Genomic DNA, 16,954 nt, shown 5'->3' on the forward strand with positions numbered 1-16,954 from the left:
ATACTTCTTAAAATACATTCTTAATGATAAAGTTTACTTTTACAATTCTTCTTGTCACAAAAAACTAAAACAAACTTATAGTCTTCTAAATCATTTATATTTAAAATACTAGGTCCAATGCAAGAGTTTTGCGAATAATTAATAACAACTTCTGAAGAGGCGTTGCAATTTATGCCATCAAAAGTAATATTTATTATTTTACCATATTTTGTACTAAAATGTATATCACGATTTAATTTTTGACGTTTACTGAAAATTTCTTTACCAAACCATGAAGTCCAATAACGTTTTGCAAAATTAGAAAAATGTTGATCTGCATATATTTCAAGCTCGCCGTTTGGATTATTAAAACCTACTGCGCCTTTTTGGATATCTATAATAAGATCTGGTTTTGTGCCTATAATCATCGCTAAGCTTGCATATAAAACAATAGTTAGACCTAGGTACTTAATTTTTGATCTACAAATAAGCAGTAATAAAAATCCAAAAATGTATAGCCCTAGGCTGGTCTGATTAATAAAACCAGTATATGTAACGCTATATTTCATATGCGCAACAATTTCAGATGCCCTTAAGATTATATCAATGAAATAACCAATTAATATGAGCAAATACTTCTCTATGCCAAATAGAAGCAAAAATAAGAATAAAAACGCTCCTGGCATTAAGACAAAAGTGGTGATAGGAACTGCAATAAGGTTAGCTAAAGCTCCATAATTAGAGATCATGTGAAAATGATGAGCGACCACTGGGGCCGTGATAATCCCAACCAAGAAGCTTGTATATATATTTGCAAGGGTGTAGTTAAAAAGCTGTATCACAAAACTTCTTTTACCTCCAAATATATCTATCGCTTCAATTTGTAAATCTATAAAAAAATGATATCCACAGATTAAAGCAAGTACTGCTAAAAAAGATAATTGAAAGCTTGGATGCATTACGTATCCAGGTTTTAATGCTAAAATAACTAGGCTAGCAACTCCCAAGGCGCGTAAGGGGCTGTAACTTCTTTGAAATAGTATCGCAAGGCTTGCGGCCAAGCACATAATAAAGGCTCTCGTAGCGGCAATCTGAGATCCTGATAAACGTAAATATCCATAACTACATGCTGTTGCGGCTATTCCAGCTATCATTTTGATGTTCGTGTTGTATGCAAGGTAATTTGAGCCGTTAAGTAAAAATCTTAAAAATTTATAGCAAATCAAGGTTGCAAGGGATAAATGTAATCCTGAAATACATAAAATATGCGATATGCCGGCTAGACGCATATTCTGTAATACTCTATGATCTATTCCATCTTGTTTGCCTAGAAGAATTGCGGACATAAAATTTGCATGGGTTGGATTCATATGACGGTTTAAAGAGTCATAAATAGTGCTACGAATACCTTCCCATGAATCGGGATTTTCATCCAAGATTGTTGGTTGCGAGGTTGCTATCCCCATACCATCAATACCTTGTAATTTAGAATAAAAGCTAAAATTATACCCACCCGGTGCTATTGATCCTGGAATTTTTGTAATACGCGCTTTAAATTCAACTATATCACCCTGTTTAAGATCTTCTCCAAATTTTTTTTTAAGGTTGACAATAAGTTTGCTATTAGCGTATGAGTCCGTATTAGATCCATTAAAATCAAGGTTGCTTAATATTGCTTTGAATCCGTGGTTGGTTTTACTAAGTCTTTCGATTTTACCTTGAACATTTACGATAGAATCTTCAGGAAAGGGTAAGGTGGTTGTTTGATGATCTTGTAGTATGCTTATCCCTAAGCCTGCGGTAAAAAATGCGCAAAGTAGAATAAGAAATTTTAGGTAGAACCTATCACGAACAATATACGATAAGCTAGCGCTGATTAGGAATAAACATGTTATATACAAGGGCTTGTGTTGCTCGGAAGAAGAATAATATAAAGCACAACCGAATATAAAGCTGATAAAGTACCAAAGAGACAAATCGTTATACTCTAATGCCACTTCTTTTTGGATAAATGTGATAGGTCTTAAGATGTAAGGCCTTATAAAAGATGAGATATAAGGCCAAGGATTATAAAATTTTTTTGGTAGAAATTTGCTTCTAATCACATAACTAATTCACATATTTGTTAATGTAGAGCTGTTGAACAATAGAAAGTATATTACTTACTGTCCAGTATATCATTAAACCAGCAGGAAAATGTGCAAGCATAAATAAAAGCATAAATGGCATCAATTTCATTACTTGTTCTTGTACTGGATCAGATGCAACGTTACCTGTGAGTTTTTGCTGGATAAACATACTAATAGCCATTAACGCTGGCCAAACTCCTATTTGCAAGAAAGATGGTAAATTAACTGGTATAAGTCCAAATAATGTTAAGATAGATGTCGGATCTGGTGCTGATAAATCACCGATCCATCCGTAAAATGGGGCATGTCTCATTTCTATAGTAACGTATAGCACTTTATATATAGCAAAGAGTATAGGTATTTGGACCAATATAGGTAAACAACCGGAGAGAGGATTGAAGTTTTCTCTCTTGTACAAAGCCATAATTTCTTGATTTAGACGAGCCTTATCATGGTCATATTGTTTTTTGATTTTATCTATCTTTGGCTGCAAGGCTTTCATCTTTTTGATAGATTTGCCAGATTTGACGCTTAATCCGAATAGTAGGGCTTTGATCAAAATGGTGATAGCGATGATACTGAGGCCAAAGTTACCTAATATGGAATGGAAAAAGTTTATTACATAAAAAATAGGTTTAGTGATGATATAAAGTCGTCCAAAATCTATAGCTCGGTCGAACAATTTGATTCCATATTGTTTAACATATTGATCTAGTAATTTTACTTTTTTAGCTCCAACAAATACCTTATTACTAGTTTCCGTAGTTTGACTAGGTTCAAGTGTTTGAAGTTCTGAGAGAATATCCAATTGGTATTTATCTAAATTCTGATTTTTTGTATGGTGCAAGTTAATTGTATTTTGATTCTTCTGATCCGGTATGATTGCTGTAAACCAATATTTATCCGTCATTCCGAACCAGTTTGTTGAAGGTTTTGGGAAAGTTTTATGATCTTTTAGATCTGAGTAGCTCAATTCGTGCAATTCCTTTCCTATGACGCCAAGAAATCCTTTATGTAAAATTGCTTCATTCTTAGTTGTTTTGTAAAGCCTATTGATTAAGGAATACGTTTTTAGTTCCAAAGGAGCCTTGCTGTTATTTATGACTTTTTGATTCACAAATAGCATATATTGATCGTCAAGTTTGAACTCTATTTGGAAAATAACGCCATCTTCGTTAGTCCAGCTTAAAATTAAAGGTTGCTCAGGAGTTAGTTTATCAGTGTGAGCGTTCCAGAGGGTTTTACTATTTGGAAGCTTGGCATTTAAATCGGAACTATGCCACCCAAGTTCTATAAAATAACTTTCTTGAGTGTTACTTGGAGCTAATAGTCTGACTTTATGATTATCATTTAAATCGTCTTTATATTCCGTCAGTAAGACATCATCTATTCGAGCGCCGATTAAGTTGATAGATCCGTTAATAACACCGTTTGCTATTTTTACTCTTGTTGGAGTGGAAATAGATTGTTCTATAGGAACCATTGTTTCAGGTTTTTCGGCCTTCTGAGCTAATAAGTTATTTTTTTCTATATTCGCTTTTCGTTGCTGTAAAGCTTTGATTCTCGGTGTTTCATAAAAATATTGCCATCCAACAATGATTGCAATTGAAAGTATTATTGATAAAATTAAGTTGTTATTCATTTGATATATTTCGCAATTGTCCTTGTATAAGACTTAGCGAATTTAAAGGGAATAAGCAAGTTTTTTTTAATATTATTAAAGTAAATAGGTTATGTTCGTAAGTTATGCGCAAGCGGCGGAAGAGGCCAAAGAAACACTACAAGAGTTACCAGAATCAACTATGGAAAGTTTTTCAGACATCTTGGTTAGATTTGTACCAATGTTATTAATTTTTGCAGTGTTTTACTTTCTGATACTGCGTCCTCAGAATAAAAAACGTCAAGAACATGAGGATCTAGTTAAATCTGTAAAAAAAGGTCAAGAGGTTCTTACTCATAGCGGTATATATGGGAAGGTGATGAAAATTGCAGAGGAAACTTTAGAAATTGAGATAGCTCCAAAAGTTTCAATTAAGGTTGATAAATCGTCTATTCAGCAAGTAATAACAAAATAGCTATGAATTTATCCTATAAGATTTCTCTTATTATATTTTTAAGTCTAGTATCAGTGATTTTGATACTACCTAATTATTTTCAATCTAACCTCTTGCCTGATAGTAGTTTAAAATTAGGACTAGATTTAAAAGGCGGCTCACACTTGCTTCTTAAGGTCGATTTTGATGCTTACTTAAATGAGCAATTTTCTCAACTTGCAGCAAGACTAAAACAAAATTTAAGAAAATCTCGTATTGGTTATCAAGGCATGCGTCCTACTGCAAGCAATTTAAATTTTTATTTAAGAGACGAAAAAGATTCTGCTGCAGTAAAAAAGATAATTAAAAACTTAGATCGATCTGTAAATACACAGGTGAATGAAAATAAGATTAGTCTAAGTTTTTCAGAAAAGCACATATCTTACTTAAAGGGTAAGGTCATAGATCAGTCTTTAGAGATAGTGCGTATGCGTGTTGATCAGTATGGTACGAAAGAACCGACTATTCAAAGACAAGGTGATGATTTTATTTTATTGCAACTGCCTGGAGCGAATAATCCAGATGAGCTTAAAAATATTTTAGGACAAACTGCAAAGCTTACGTTCCATCTGGTAGATGATTTTGTGCGTGATAAAGATGTGGGCATATCTGGAGATCAAATGATTTTAGAAGACAAGGGCAGGGGGTACGCCGTTATGTCTACTACTCCTTTACTGACGGGGGACATGCTAGTTGATGCACAGCCTGTATACAGCAATGATGGTCAAGCAGTTGTATCTTTTGAATTTAATCATGTGGGCAGTAGATTATTTGCTGAAGTGACAAAAAATAACATAGGACGTCCTCTTGCAATAGTTTTGGATGGAAAATTGTTAAGTGCGCCAAATATTAATACTGAAATTAAAGGGGGCAAGGGTATTATTACAGGTAATTTTACACTTGATTCTGCATCTGAGCTTTCATTGTTATTAAGAGCTGGTTCTTTGCCCGCTCCTATAAAGATAATAGAGGAGCGTGTCGTAGGTCCAAGCCTTGGTAGTGACTCGATTCAAAAAGGGAAGGTTGCCTTTATGGTAGCAATAGGGGGCGTTATGGGCTTTATGTTATGGATGTATGGGATTTTTGGAATGTTCGCTAATGTTGCTTTGATGGCATGTATGCTCTACATGATGTCTTTAATAGGTTTTATTGGAGCTACGCTGACAATGCCAGGTATCGCCGGAATCATTTTAACTATTGGTATGGCGGTTGATGCTAATATACTAATATATGAACGTATTAGGGAAGATTTAAAAAAGGGATACACGAGAAAAAAAGCTATATTTTCAGGCTTTGATTCGGCATTTTCAAGTATTTTAGATTCTAACGTGACTACTCTAATTGCTAGCTTGCTATTGTATGCTTTTGGTACTGGAGTTATTAAGGGATTTGCTGTCACTTTGAGTATTGGAATTTTGACATCTATGTTTTCAGCGATCGTTATTACTAAGATGATGTTCGAAGTGTGGCTTAAATATTCCAATCCTTCTTCAAAAATGGTTTTTGAACTTTAAAATACTTGGAGATTGTTTGCATTATGTTTTTTATAGATGTAATACAATCAAAAAATTTAATTTTTATGGGACTTTTAAAATCTATCGTATTGGCGTTATTGATATCTTCTGGACAAAGTATTGCCGGAGATCAATCTCATTATGAGATTCAAGATACTAAACCTGCATCACCCGAAGCTATCAAGGCTAGCAATGATTTAGAACTAAACATAGTGCAAGATGTTTGGATGGATGATGCGGGGGATGATGGGACATTTTTAACTGAAAATTTAGAATCACCTGATAATCAAGAACCTGAAAAAGGTAAGGTTAATCCTATTGATCCAGATAAAGTGGATTCTAAACAAGAAGTAAAAAATGAACCAAAACAAGAAGTAAAAACTAACGAATCGCCTAAACTATCTAAGGCAGAGTTGGCAAAGCAAGTTTTTGCGATTGACAGTGATGATATAGTTTTAGGTAATTCAAAGTCCCCAGTGTTAGTGATTGAATATACTGCTATGACATGCCCTCATTGTGCCCACTACCATACAAGCGTGTATAATAAAATTAAGGCTAAGTATATAGATACCGGTAGGATAGCATATGTTGTGAGAAATGTTGTTTGGAGTAGGCAAGATATGGATTCCGCAATTTTAGCAAGATGCGATCAGACAAAATTTGCAGCGTTTTCAAATGTATTATATGGAAGACAGAGATCTTGGGCTTTTGGTAAAAACTATCAAGATGTTTTAATTAATATAGGAAAATTGGGAGGTATATCAGAAGATAAATACAATAAGTGTCTGAATAATGATGACATGAAGAATGCATTAATTTTAAAAACAAAGAAATTTGCAGAAGTTTTGGACTCGCAATTAATCCCAACTCCTGCTATTGTAGTAAATGGAAAGGTTTTAAATCAGCATTCTTTTGAAGAAATTTCTGCTGAAATAGACAAGAATTTACATGCACCATCTCTTGCATACCATGAGTAAACTAGATGAACTAGAACAAAAAATTAAAGAACTAAAATCTAAAATTCAAGCAGAAAAAGCCCCAAAATCTTCATCTAAAGGACTTAGATATGGGGCTATTTTTAATATTAGTATTGAGATCGTAGCTCACTTAATAGCGGGTGTTGTAGTTGGTTTGATGTTAGATAAATATTTCCAGACCAAAAACATCTTTTTGATTATATGTTTAATATTTAGTATAATCGCAGCTTGTAAAAACATTATAGCGGGTAAAAATATATTATGAATAATCCTTTAGAGCAATTTGAGATACACAAAATAGTTGAAATCTCCATTTTTGGCTATGACTTAAGCTTTACAAACTCAAGTATGGTTATGTTGATAGGTTCAATTTTAGCCTGTGGATTATTTGCCTATTGTGTAAAGAATATTGCGATTATACCTTCTAAGGCACAAATGTTTGGCGAACTTATATATAATGCAATAAATCAGACTTTAATAAACAGCGCGGGTGCAAAAGCTCAAAAATATATACCTCTTATTTTTAGCTTATTCATATTCATCCTATTTTGTAATATTTTGGGTTTGTTCCCTCATAGCTTTGCGCCCACAAGTCATATAGCTATAACGTTTTCACTAGCTATAGTAGTTTTTCTTTTTATTACTTTGGCTGGGATAGTAAAACACGGTTTTAAATTTTTTTCATTATTTTTGCCCGCTGGTATTCCTTTATGGTTGGCTCCACTTATGATTATTATAGAGCTGTTTTCTTACTTAGGTAAGCCAATTAGTTTGTCTTTGCGTCTTGCTGCTAATATGGTTGCAGGACACATATTATTAGAGGTTTTAGCTGGGTTTATGGTAATGTTGCCATTAGTGCTCAAAGTTTTGCCTATGCCTTTGATAATGATTTTGTTAGTTTTTGAGTTTGGGGTTGCGATTCTTCAAGCTTATATTTTTACAATTTTGTCTTGCGTATACTTAAATGATACGCTAAATTTACATTAGTAATAATTAAAAAGTTAGAACATGGAAATGAAATATATAGCGATTGGCCTAATGGTAATAGGTATGTGTGCTGCTGCTTTCAGTATTGCAATAATTTTTAACTCCTTATTGAATTCAATAGCAAGAAATCCATCTGCTACTGATCAATTACAAAAATCTGCTTTGATCGGAGCCGGTCTGGCTGAAGCGATGGGGTTATTTTCATTCGTAATTGCAATCTTATTATTGTTCTTATAACAGATGCCACAGTTAGATGTCTCATCTTACTTATCTCAAATTTTTTGGCTAACGATATCCTTTTGTTTAATCTATGGTTTTTTAGCATATAATTTCATACCTAGATTAAAAGAAGCCTTTAAGATGAGAGATGGAGAAGTTGAGCGCCTAATTCGCGAAGCTAAAAATCTTCATGAGCAAGCAAAGTCCCAAGAAGAAGAGTATCAAATTCAATCAAAAGATTTACAAGCCCAATTAATTAAAATTCAGAAAGAAAATCAAGATCAATGTAAGCAATATCTTGATTCTCAAATGGATATGCTGAGAGATATTTTTGATGCTCGTAAAAATGAGCTTTTAATCTCTTTAGATCAAGTTCAAAAATCGATAGATGACACTATGGAAAGCTTTGTTTCTAAAGCAAGTCAAATTTTGGTTAAAAAAATTAAGTCAGAGGAAACACCATCTCAATCTAATAGATCGTCTCAACCATGATACTAGATGAACATTTTTACGTTGCTTTATGCTTCTTTGTAGTACTGGGATTACTATACAAGAAGACAAAGGTTTTTCTAAATCAATTTTTAGAAGATCAAATTGCTCATATTACACTTCGTGTTACTGAAGCTCAAGATTTAAAAAATCAAGCCGTAGAAGCTTTGCAAGATGCAAGGTCTAATCTGACAGAAATACTGCTTGTTAAAGAGAAAAAGATCAACCAAGCAAGGGTTGAGGCATCTGGCTATTTTGAAGCACATAGAAGTCAGGTTGATGCTAACATAGCAATCATGAGAGCAGAACAAGATAGGTATTTTGCTAACCTGCAAGAAGAATTTTTACGTAAAAATAAATTAAAAGTTTTGGATTTGGCATCAAAACAAATTATCCAAGAAGTACAGGATAAAAAAATTAGTTTTGAAGCTACTCTCCATTAAATAGCTATTACTATAATTAAATCAGGTTAAAAATATGGTTAAAGTTAATTTCACAAATTCCGTTGGTAATTTAGATCACTCTGCTGTATTTGTTGACGATAAATTAAATTTACCTGAAAATTTCAATATATTAGATTCCCATATTGTAGATGAAGTTAAAAAATTTCTAAAAACTCAGAAAGATTTTAAGGCTCAATTTGGTGAAATGAAATACTTAACTGTTCCAACAAAGACAGGGTATGCTGGTATTAAGATCATTAGTATTGGTGCGGCGAAAGAAATTACGACTTCAAAACTGGAAAAATTAGGTGGTAGAATTTGCAAATTGAACCAAAAATTTAAGGAGGTTAATATTTTACCTCTAAAGCAAGAGCATGCTACAGATCTTGCTTTTGGTTTTGGTCTTGCGTCATATGATTTTAATAAATATAAAACTGTCAAAAAACCTGAAGAGAAAAAAATGCTACAGGCTGCTCATTTTATAATTAAGGATCTTAAACAGATTGAAAAAGATTTTGATTCTAAGCGTAAATTACAAGATGCAATTTTTTGGACTAGAGATTTGGTAAATGAGGTACCAAATGTTTTGAATCCCGAAGAATACGCTAAGAGAATAGTAAATCAGCTAAAACCTCTTGGAGTCGATATTGAAGTATTGGAAGAAGATAAAATGCGCAAGCTGGGAATGAATGCGTTGTTAGGTGTTGCGCAAGGTTCAGTAAATAAACCAAAACTTGTTGTACTTAAATATAATAATGCAGCAAAAAATTCAGAGCCTTTTGCTTTAGTAGGTAAGGGGGTAACTTTTGATACAGGTGGTATTTCTTTAAAGCCTGCAGAAAAGATGCATTTAATGAAATATGATATGGGTGGTTCTGCTGCTGTAGTTGGAGCTGTAGCTGCGCTTGCTAAACTCAAAGCCAAAGTAAATATAGTTGCTGCAGTTGCGCTTGTAGAGAACATGCCTGATGGAAAGGCTCAGCGTCCAGGGGATGTGGTGACAACTATGTCTGGCCAAACTGTAGAAGTATTAAATACAGATGCTGAAGGACGCCTTATTTTAGCGGATGCTTTATGGTATATACAAGATAAATTTAAACCTTCGCATATTGTAGATCTTGCTACTTTGACAGGTGCTATTGTGGTATCCCTTGGTTGTAGCTTCTCAGGCTGCTTTAGTAACAATGATAAATTAGCAGATAAAATTATCAAAACCGGTAAAGAAGTAGATGAGCTTGTTTGGAGGATGCCTTTGCATGAAGATTTTGAAAAAATGATTATATCTGAAGTAGCTGATTGGGCAAATATTGGCTCAGTCAGAGGTGCCGCAGGTAGTGCAACTGCTGCCCATTTCTTAGAGAAATTTGTAAACAAAACTCCTTGGGCGCATTTAGATATAGCGGGTATGGCTTGGGAGCACATGGGCAAGGATATTTGTCCAAAAGGAGCTACGGCTTATGGAGTAAGATTATTAACTAAGCTTTTGCAAGATCATTATGCTTAAGACTGCGGATTATCCGTATATCTTTGTAGTAGGTAACGAAAAAGGTGGGGCAGGGAAGACTACTTGCTCTATGCACCTAATATGTTCTTTGCTTGCCGAAGGTTTTACAGTTGCAAGCATTGATGCAGATGTAAGGCAGCTTTCTCTCACAAGTTATTTAGACAACCGTAAAAAGTATATTCAAACTCATCCTGAAGAAAACATTCCTCTTCCACATCATTTTGTGCTTACAGAGCATAATGATAAAGACATAGAAATCAGAGAAAAAAAAGAATTAGAAGAATTTGAATCTATATTAGAAAAGGCAAAACAGTTTGCTCAGATTATAGTGTTTGATACTCCGGGAAGTTTTTCTCATTATAGTCGTTTAGCACACTCATATGCTGATACAATAATAACTCCAATTAATGATAGCTTTATAGATTTGGATTTAATTGCGAAAATTGACCCTAATACCTTTCATGTTTTATCTCCATCTGTTTACAGCGAAACTGTGTGGAAACAAAAAATGGTTAAATCTCAAAGATCTGGTAAATCTATTGAATGGGTACTAATGCGTAATCGTCTTGCTAACATAGATTCAATCAATAAGCGAAATATGTCCATAGCACTGGAAAATATTTCTAAACGTTTAGGTTTAAAAATAGCGCCAGGATTTAGTGAGAGAGTCATTTTTAGAGAACTTTTCTTACAAGGTCTAACTTTAGTAGATTTGATAAATATCAAAAAGCAAAAAGTTATGACTTTTTCTCACGTTGCAGCACGTCAAGAATTGCGCGATTTCCTATCCTACATAGGGTTTTCCAAAGATGTGTAACAGCCTAATCAAAGCTAAGATCAAATTCCCAATTGCAAGGCCAAGGCCTTTAAACGATCCTGAATAAGGTAAGTAAAATCTATCTCTTCCTTCCTTAAATTGATATCATCCCGAGCAAGTGCATCAATGTTTGCAAGATTAGCCTCAAAATTTTCAAGCCTCATAACACTTCTCAAAATCAGCCTCGCAGTCTCTTTTTGTTCTTCATGACTTAAATTCTCGTAAAAATCGAAAAACATATGGGCTATAGACATATTATTCCCATCCTTTTCGTAATATTGATCCAAATTCTGAACCTTAGAATTTGAGGACATGGCTTGTATCATACATGCTTCATAAGAAAGGATCTTACTTTTAAGATGCTTAATCCTTGCCATAGCTAATGTCTGACCTTCTTGTTTTGGTTTCAGGAATATCAATAGTAAGCTGCTCATCAACAGCAATATGTAAGTAATTTGTAGCTTTATAGACCCTTGATTAGCAGCAATTAGATCGGCAAAGCATAAGTTACTAAAACGCCATGCAACAAAAATGCCCGCTAGTATCATAGTTAAAGCCCATTGCCATCTGACCAAAAGGGCTATTACTATCAAATTAACCATTAAGATCATGACTTGAGGGGAGGCAAAATTACTAGCTATGGCAAACATAAATCCGACAAAGACTAAGCTATAAAATACGGCAATATTCCAAATTATCCTTACTATCGTTTCTTGGCTTTTTAAGGAATCAGGCCATAAGGGATAAATGAACAAAGATGTCGCCATACAAAGGACTAGCGGTGTTGCAACTTCGAAGAACTTAGCAAATGTGTGATCGTAATTAACGGTAATTAGGTTTAAGTAAAAGGATAGAAAGCAGAAAAAGCCTGTGTAGACGTACATAACCTCGCTATTAGGGCTATTTTTTTCTAAAGGTTTGACGAATTTGTAAGGTAGTGAAATCCAAATAACAAAGTAATGCTTGAAATAACGCCAGGAACCAAACTATCTATTATAGATTTAGCAAAAAATGCTCTTACAGTAAGCATAATAAGTACAGTACCTATCATGGAAACTAGCAAAGAACTAACTTAAAAATACTATCCACTTTAATTGCAAATATTACAGCAGCAATACTTGAGAATATAGCAGTAATTCTTGCTACCCAAAGCTCGTTTTGAGCCCATTTAAAGCCTAAAGGCTTACAAACATCATGAGCAATAATAACTGACATAGAATTTATTACTGAATCAGCGGTAGACATAATCATAGCCATGATACCAACACTAATGATTCCTCTAAAGCCAGTAACAAAGGAATAATGATCGATAAGAGCTGAATAAATCAAAACGATAATAGCACTAAATATAGTTGCATATTCTCCAGAAGTACCAAAAATTAGCTCTAAAATTGTCGATGATACTTGTAAACTAAATATTATTGTTATACCTTTTACTCTTGGACCAAATATCTCGCCCATACTTTGAGCAATAGTCAATTTTCCCAAGAATTCACCCATGCGAGGACCAAAGATATAACCTATTAAAATTAACACTAAAGAACTGACAGAAGCTGGTATCAAGTAATAAACTCCCTGTCTATAAGTCTCACTTAGTGTATTTGAAAAAAAACCAGCTCCTACCCAGGTTGCAACCATGGTTGCAACTAATGTTGCGGTAGAAAAATCCCTATTACCAATAGCATATTCTGAGATATTTGTAACTTTTGTGCTGCTCATAAAGCCCAGTACAAGACTTAAAGCTAAAAAGGAAGAAAAAATAAATAGGTCAAGATCCATGATTTATACAGGCTTAGTTAACTAGATTAATTTTACTAAAATTTCAGAAAATATCAAAAATTGATTTTTTAATCTATTGTACAATCTACCAGACCCAACACAATCCACCAGAACCAATAGTGCTGCGATTGAATGTTATTTATATTTTCCATAATATATATTATAGGATTTAAAGATATTGCAAGCAACAAGATACGATTTGATCGGAGTTGCTGTTAACCAGATATAATCCTATTTGATTTCTATTGCAGCAAGTAACGGTAAATGATCAGAGACTTCGGTTTCATATACTTGAAAAGAACAAACGTTTAAGTTTTTGGGGACAAAAATATAGTCTGCATATCTCTCAGACTTTTTATAAAGGCTGGATCTAGTAGACTGAACTTTGGCATTTCGTATGAGGTTCTGATAATTTTTCTCTAAAAGCGCAACACTTTGTGTATCCAGCATAAGATTGAAATCTCCACACAATACAACGGGCAGATGAAGTGATGTAGCGAAGTTGCAAATAGACTCTGACTGCTTTATTCTTTCTGGAGAATCACCTTTACCGTTTCCATTCCATAACCCATGAATATTGAATACTCCAATCTTTTTTCCTTTTGGATTTAAAATAGCCCATTGAAGGCATCTGGAGTGAGATGGATCGTTTCCAATATATTTTGGGTTCTTATATATCCAGTGTACCCCCTCGTCCAATAAAGGTATAGTTTTTGCAAAAAAAATGGCCATACCATAGGTCTGATCTATGATAGGACAAAAAATACCGTTATGATTTGGAAGGGCTTTCTCAATAGATTCAAAAACATCTTTACGAGCCTTAGGATCTTTTAGTGTTATATCTTTATCTTGATGGACTTTGATAAAAGAAATCAGTTTTTCGTAACATTGCCCACCCCAAATATTGAGCGACATGATCTGAATTTTTGTAGGCGCAGTTTCAATATGGCTCGATATAATATTTTTCTTCATTTCTCATATCCAAGATTTTGATCCTATCGTTTGGTAATAAGGCATTTATAAATTGTTTATGTAAAAAAATTAAAGCCTTCTGTATTTTATGTTCAGGCATTTTGACTATCATACCATTTCGCATAATAAGATCCCACCTTCTTAGTCCTTGAAATATTGCATGTTTTATATTTGAAGTAATTTGAGGTTTATCTTTTAATAGATTAACTAAGCTAGCAGCATATATATCAGCTCCCTCACCTACCAGATGTAATAAATCTTGAAACTTTTCCACGTTTGTGGTGATTTTATAACCATTCTCATCAATTAAATAAAATGTTTTATTATATTGCCAAATTGCAAAGGGCTTTCTCTCTAATATATCTATCACTAAACGATTAGGTAATTCTCTACGCACAATCACGTCCCTCACCCATTGATTAGCCTCAAAAATTTCTTTAACTTCGCCCAAATCAACAGAAAAAATTGAATTTCTATTTTGTAATTTAATATAAGGTAAGGTCTCTCTGATTTCAAAATTACTAACTCCATTTACCCTCACCTCTTTCATCTTAAAACCAATATTTGTAGAACAGTCTAAACAAAAGTTTTTTATTAAAGTAGATACCTTGTAACTTTGATTCCAAATAATATAAGCAATTAAAAGTAAAAATAAGTATTTGAGCAATAATTTAAAATGAAAGAAATATAATCTTAATTTTCTCTGTCTTATAGGGTCTGATAATTTACTCATACTTAGCAGAATCAAGAATTTGTTCTACAAGACTATTAAAATTAATTCCGCTTTGCATTGCAATCTCTGGACATAAAGAAAGATTTGTCATACCTGGATGAGTGTTAATCTCAAGAAAATAAAACTTTCCTTCTTTATATAAAAATTCAACCCTTGTAATACCGTTGCAACCTAAAGTTTGATATATATCTTCAGAAAGCTTTAAAACATGATTTTTTTCTTCTTTTGTTAGATCATGAGGTTCAACGTGTTTTGTATAGCCATTGGAATATTTAGCCGTATAATCATAAAATTCACCTTTTGTAACAACTATTTCAAGAATGCCCAAGGCTTTACCATTTAAAACAGCGATATTTATTTCTCTTCCTTTGATATATTCCTCGACTATTAACTCATTTCCATATGGGAAATTATATTTTGTGAAATTAAAATCATCTTCAGAATGAATGATATTAATACCTATACTAGAACCTTGAGATAAGGGCTTAATAACATATGGACGTGGTATAGGATCATTTTTAAGATTGTCATTCTTGTGCACTATATAAAATTTAGGAAAAAGGATTTGGTGTAGATGATCAAGAATTCTTCTTGTTTGTAGCTTATTCATAGCAACGCTGGAAGCTAGCACTCCTGAATGAGTGTAAGGGATTTGCATCATATTAAGCAAACCTTGTATACATCCATCCTCTCCATAAGTACCGTGTAGCGCATTAAAAACCACGTCGGGTTTTATATGACTTAATACATCGCTAAGATCAGCGCCAGGATCTATAGATATTACGTTATGTCCTAATTCTTTTAATGCTTGAACAATGTTTTGTCCGGTTTGAAGAGATACGTCTCTTTCTGCAGACATCCCTCCTGCCAATACCGCCACTTTCTTTTTACCTTTAAGATCAAGTGATTCCAGTACAGTACTTTTTTCTTTAAATTTTGTTTGCAAAATATTCATTGCCTAAAACTAATCCACCTTATTGATGATAAAAACCTATTTTTATCTAATTTTAATATTGAAGTATCACAATCATTAATGCCTAAAGTTACGAAAAGATCATTATTATCTAAAAATAAACCGCTTGGAAATGTTGCCCCAATACTACTATGAAGTTTTACAAAACTTCGTTGCGCAAACGGAGCTAGTATAGGATCTTGTCCAATCTTTTCCAAATATAATTTGTTATCAGATTCCCATTTATAAATTGCAGGAATAATATAATATTGAGGTTTTTTATTTTGATCATACAATCTAGTATGCAAAAAAGATATATATGAATTGTTACTTATTTGAACAAGAATACTGCCTAAATGAATATTACTTGTATTGTTGTCTTTCTTATTGCCATAGTACTTTGTAAAGTTTTGTACGGGTATTTTAGTGACAGAAAAAGTTTTACATTCTCCAGTTTTTAGGTTCGGCTTGAGTAGTACTAAATTGGGTATAACAGAGTAAACAAAATATAATTCATTATTATGCACGATTGGAGCCCAATTTTTTTCAATATTGGCAACATTCTCTGGAAAAAATAGCCTTAAATTATTAATAATCTTTATATTATTATTTTCAATGGCGATTTCCGATAAATACATACCCCTACTGGGACCGAGCTCCTTCTTGAACGAAGAAAATGAATGTTGATTATATATTACGTATATTTTGTCTTTAAAGGTAAAAATTCGTGGATCTTCTATAGAGAAAGTTTGAATTTGCCTATCTCTACTATTCATAGCAAAGCTTATTGCTCTACTGATTGGTTTAAAATCTTTATCAAGTAATACAATGTTAATGTCACTGTTAAATTTTATTCTTCTATCAAGTTGAACTTGATTTTTTTTAAATATACTACCCCGATGCCTTTTTTCTCTAAGTTTTTTAATTCCATCGTACCTATATGCCATTAAATAGGATTCTCTATATTTAATAAAACTGCCATTATACCCATTTGTATATTCATAATCAGGATTTTTTAAAGAAGCATTTAACAATGGCGTATAAATAGATTCTACATAAGAAGAATCGTTCATATATCTGAGTTTTTGGATACAGTAATTATTTTCACCATAATTTATAAAATCTTCTTTTTGAAACAATCCGGAGTAATACAAATTAATTAAATCAAAACAATCTACATCTTTCTTGCTACCAATCAATTGGTGTAGTTTTATGTTTTTTAAAACTATATTTACACGTGTGAAAAGTTGTTCTTTTACCTGTTTTTTATTAACATAAACTAAGAAAATAATTAAAAACAATATTATATGTTTTATCTTTATTTTTCCTATACAAAAATTTTGGAGCATAAAAATTAAAATTTATAA

General features: G+C 32.9%; 18 protein-coding genes. 10 read left to right on the forward strand and 8 right to left on the reverse strand.

Features of this window, described 5'->3' with window-relative positions:
• Positions 1–20: 20 nt before the first annotated feature.
• Together phytr_RS01865 and yidC are read right to left on the reverse strand one after the other, a co-directional pair.
• Entirely contained in the window at positions 21–2,084 is a 2,064-nt protein-coding gene (locus phytr_RS01865) for a ComEC/Rec2 family competence protein (RefSeq protein ID WP_106874198.1), read from the reverse strand.
• Positions 2,085–2,088: 4 nt separating this feature from the next.
• Positions 2,089–3,750 (reverse strand): membrane protein insertase YidC, encoded by a 1,662-nt coding sequence (gene yidC / locus phytr_RS01870; protein ID WP_106874199.1) that lies wholly within the window; start codon positions 3,748–3,750, stop codon positions 2,089–2,091.
• Positions 3,751–3,841: 91 nt separating this feature from the next.
• Here yidC and yajC point away from each other — a divergent pair, with 91 nt between their 5' ends.
• From yajC to phytr_RS01920, 10 genes are read left to right on the forward strand one after another with little or no spacing between them, the layout of a single operon-like run.
• Positions 3,842–4,183, forward strand: coding sequence for a preprotein translocase subunit YajC (gene yajC, locus phytr_RS01875; RefSeq protein WP_106874200.1), 342 nt, complete (start codon positions 3,842–3,844; stop codon positions 4,181–4,183).
• Positions 4,184–4,185: 2 nt separating this feature from the next.
• Positions 4,186–5,715, forward strand: coding sequence for a protein translocase subunit SecD (gene secD / locus phytr_RS01880; protein WP_106874201.1), 1,530 nt, complete (start codon positions 4,186–4,188; stop codon positions 5,713–5,715).
• Between the two features lie 23 nt (positions 5,716–5,738).
• Positions 5,739–6,692, forward strand: a complete 954-nt coding sequence (locus tag phytr_RS01885) for a DsbA family protein (protein ID WP_106874202.1) — start codon at positions 5,739–5,741, stop codon at positions 6,690–6,692.
• A complete protein-coding gene (locus phytr_RS01890; RefSeq protein WP_158706823.1) occupies positions 6,685–6,957 on the forward strand; it encodes an AtpZ/AtpI family protein in 273 nt (90 codons plus the stop codon). The genes phytr_RS01885 and phytr_RS01890 overlap by 8 nt, the downstream gene beginning before the upstream one ends.
• Positions 6,951–7,679: a F0F1 ATP synthase subunit A gene (locus phytr_RS01895; RefSeq protein WP_106874204.1), complete on the forward strand. Its 729-nt coding sequence runs from the start codon at positions 6,951–6,953 to the stop codon at positions 7,677–7,679. The genes phytr_RS01890 and phytr_RS01895 overlap by 7 nt, the downstream gene beginning before the upstream one ends.
• A gap of 21 nt (positions 7,680–7,700) precedes the next feature.
• Complete coding sequence (locus tag phytr_RS01900; protein WP_106874205.1) at positions 7,701–7,916, forward strand: F0F1 ATP synthase subunit C; 216 nt, start codon at positions 7,701–7,703, stop codon at positions 7,914–7,916.
• Positions 7,917–7,919: 3 nt separating this feature from the next.
• Positions 7,920–8,390 (forward strand): F0F1 ATP synthase subunit B family protein, encoded by a 471-nt coding sequence (locus tag phytr_RS01905; protein ID WP_106874206.1) that lies wholly within the window; start codon positions 7,920–7,922, stop codon positions 8,388–8,390.
• Positions 8,387–8,830, forward strand: a complete 444-nt coding sequence (locus tag phytr_RS01910) for an ATP synthase subunit B family protein (RefSeq protein WP_106874207.1) — start codon at positions 8,387–8,389, stop codon at positions 8,828–8,830. The genes phytr_RS01905 and phytr_RS01910 overlap by 4 nt, the downstream gene beginning before the upstream one ends.
• 34 nt (positions 8,831–8,864) lie before the next feature.
• Positions 8,865–10,334 (forward strand): leucyl aminopeptidase, encoded by a 1,470-nt coding sequence (locus phytr_RS01915; protein ID WP_106874208.1) that lies wholly within the window; start codon positions 8,865–8,867, stop codon positions 10,332–10,334.
• On the forward strand, positions 10,327–11,151 hold the full coding sequence (locus tag phytr_RS01920) for a division plane positioning ATPase MipZ (RefSeq protein WP_106874209.1): 825 nt from the start codon (positions 10,327–10,329) through the stop codon (positions 11,149–11,151). The genes phytr_RS01915 and phytr_RS01920 overlap by 8 nt, the downstream gene beginning before the upstream one ends.
• A 20-nt stretch (positions 11,152–11,171) precedes the next feature.
• Here phytr_RS01920 and phytr_RS01925 read toward each other — a convergent pair whose 3' ends face one another.
• The 6 genes from phytr_RS01925 to phytr_RS01950 form a co-directional block, all read right to left on the reverse strand.
• A complete protein-coding gene (locus tag phytr_RS01925; RefSeq protein ID WP_158706824.1) occupies positions 11,172–12,035 on the reverse strand; it encodes a hypothetical protein in 864 nt (287 codons plus the stop codon).
• A 172-nt stretch (positions 12,036–12,207) separates the two neighbouring features.
• Positions 12,208–12,930 carry an SLC5/6 family protein gene (locus phytr_RS01930; RefSeq protein ID WP_106874211.1) on the reverse strand — a complete coding sequence of 241 codons (723 nt, stop codon included), beginning with the start codon at positions 12,928–12,930 and terminating at the stop codon, positions 12,208–12,210.
• A gap of 231 nt (positions 12,931–13,161) precedes the next feature.
• Entirely contained in the window at positions 13,162–13,902 is a 741-nt protein-coding gene (locus tag phytr_RS01935; RefSeq protein WP_106874212.1) for an endonuclease/exonuclease/phosphatase family protein, read from the reverse strand.
• A complete protein-coding gene (locus phytr_RS01940) occupies positions 13,871–14,635 on the reverse strand; it encodes a cell division protein FtsQ/DivIB (protein ID WP_106874213.1) in 765 nt (254 codons plus the stop codon). The genes phytr_RS01935 and phytr_RS01940 overlap by 32 nt, the downstream gene beginning before the upstream one ends.
• The gene (locus tag phytr_RS01945; protein WP_106874214.1) at positions 14,628–15,590 is read right to left on the reverse strand and encodes a D-alanine--D-alanine ligase; all 963 of its coding nucleotides are present in this window, start codon (positions 15,588–15,590) and stop codon (positions 14,628–14,630) included. The genes phytr_RS01940 and phytr_RS01945 overlap by 8 nt, the downstream gene beginning before the upstream one ends.
• Positions 15,587–16,936 (reverse strand): hypothetical protein, encoded by a 1,350-nt coding sequence (locus phytr_RS01950; protein WP_106874215.1) that lies wholly within the window; start codon positions 16,934–16,936, stop codon positions 15,587–15,589. The genes phytr_RS01945 and phytr_RS01950 overlap by 4 nt, the downstream gene beginning before the upstream one ends.
• Between the last annotated feature and the right edge of the window lie 18 nt (positions 16,937–16,954).

The organism is Candidatus Phycorickettsia trachydisci (assembly GCF_003015145.1).
Taxonomy (GTDB): Bacteria; Pseudomonadota; Alphaproteobacteria; order Rickettsiales; family Rickettsiaceae; genus Phycorickettsia; species Phycorickettsia trachydisci.

Bases quoted from the DNA above. Each gene is read 5' to 3' on its own strand.
- phytr_RS01905 (WP_106874206.1), top strand. From the start codon at position 7,920: ATGCCACAGTTAGATGTCTCATCTTACTTATCTCAAATTTTTTGGCTA.
- phytr_RS01890 (WP_158706823.1), top strand. From the start codon at position 6,685: ATGAGTAAACTAGATGAACTAGAACAAAAAATTAAAGAACTAAAATCT.
- yajC (WP_106874200.1), top strand. From the start codon at position 3,842: ATGTTCGTAAGTTATGCGCAAGCGGCGGAAGAGGCCAAAGAAACACTA.
- phytr_RS01920 (WP_106874209.1), top strand. From the start codon at position 10,327: ATGCTTAAGACTGCGGATTATCCGTATATCTTTGTAGTAGGTAACGAA.
- phytr_RS01950 (WP_106874215.1), bottom strand. From the start codon at position 16,936: ATGCTCCAAAATTTTTGTATAGGAAAAATAAAGATAAAACATATAATA.
- phytr_RS01940 (WP_106874213.1), bottom strand. From the start codon at position 14,635: ATGAGTAAATTATCAGACCCTATAAGACAGAGAAAATTAAGATTATAT.
- phytr_RS01910 (WP_106874207.1), top strand. From the start codon at position 8,387: ATGATACTAGATGAACATTTTTACGTTGCTTTATGCTTCTTTGTAGTA.
- phytr_RS01925 (WP_158706824.1), bottom strand. From the start codon at position 12,035: ATGTACGTCTACACAGGCTTTTTCTGCTTTCTATCCTTTTACTTAAAC.
- phytr_RS01915 (WP_106874208.1), top strand. From the start codon at position 8,865: ATGGTTAAAGTTAATTTCACAAATTCCGTTGGTAATTTAGATCACTCT.
- phytr_RS01945 (WP_106874214.1), bottom strand. From the start codon at position 15,590: ATGAATATTTTGCAAACAAAATTTAAAGAAAAAAGTACTGTACTGGAA.
- secD (WP_106874201.1), top strand. From the start codon at position 4,186: ATGAATTTATCCTATAAGATTTCTCTTATTATATTTTTAAGTCTAGTA.
- phytr_RS01900 (WP_106874205.1), top strand. From the start codon at position 7,701: ATGGAAATGAAATATATAGCGATTGGCCTAATGGTAATAGGTATGTGT.
- yidC (WP_106874199.1), bottom strand. From the start codon at position 3,750: ATGAATAACAACTTAATTTTATCAATAATACTTTCAATTGCAATCATT.
- phytr_RS01885 (WP_106874202.1), top strand. From the start codon at position 5,739: ATGTTTTTTATAGATGTAATACAATCAAAAAATTTAATTTTTATGGGA.
- phytr_RS01930 (WP_106874211.1), bottom strand. From the start codon at position 12,930: ATGGATCTTGACCTATTTATTTTTTCTTCCTTTTTAGCTTTAAGTCTT.
- phytr_RS01935 (WP_106874212.1), bottom strand. From the start codon at position 13,902: ATGAAGAAAAATATTATATCGAGCCATATTGAAACTGCGCCTACAAAA.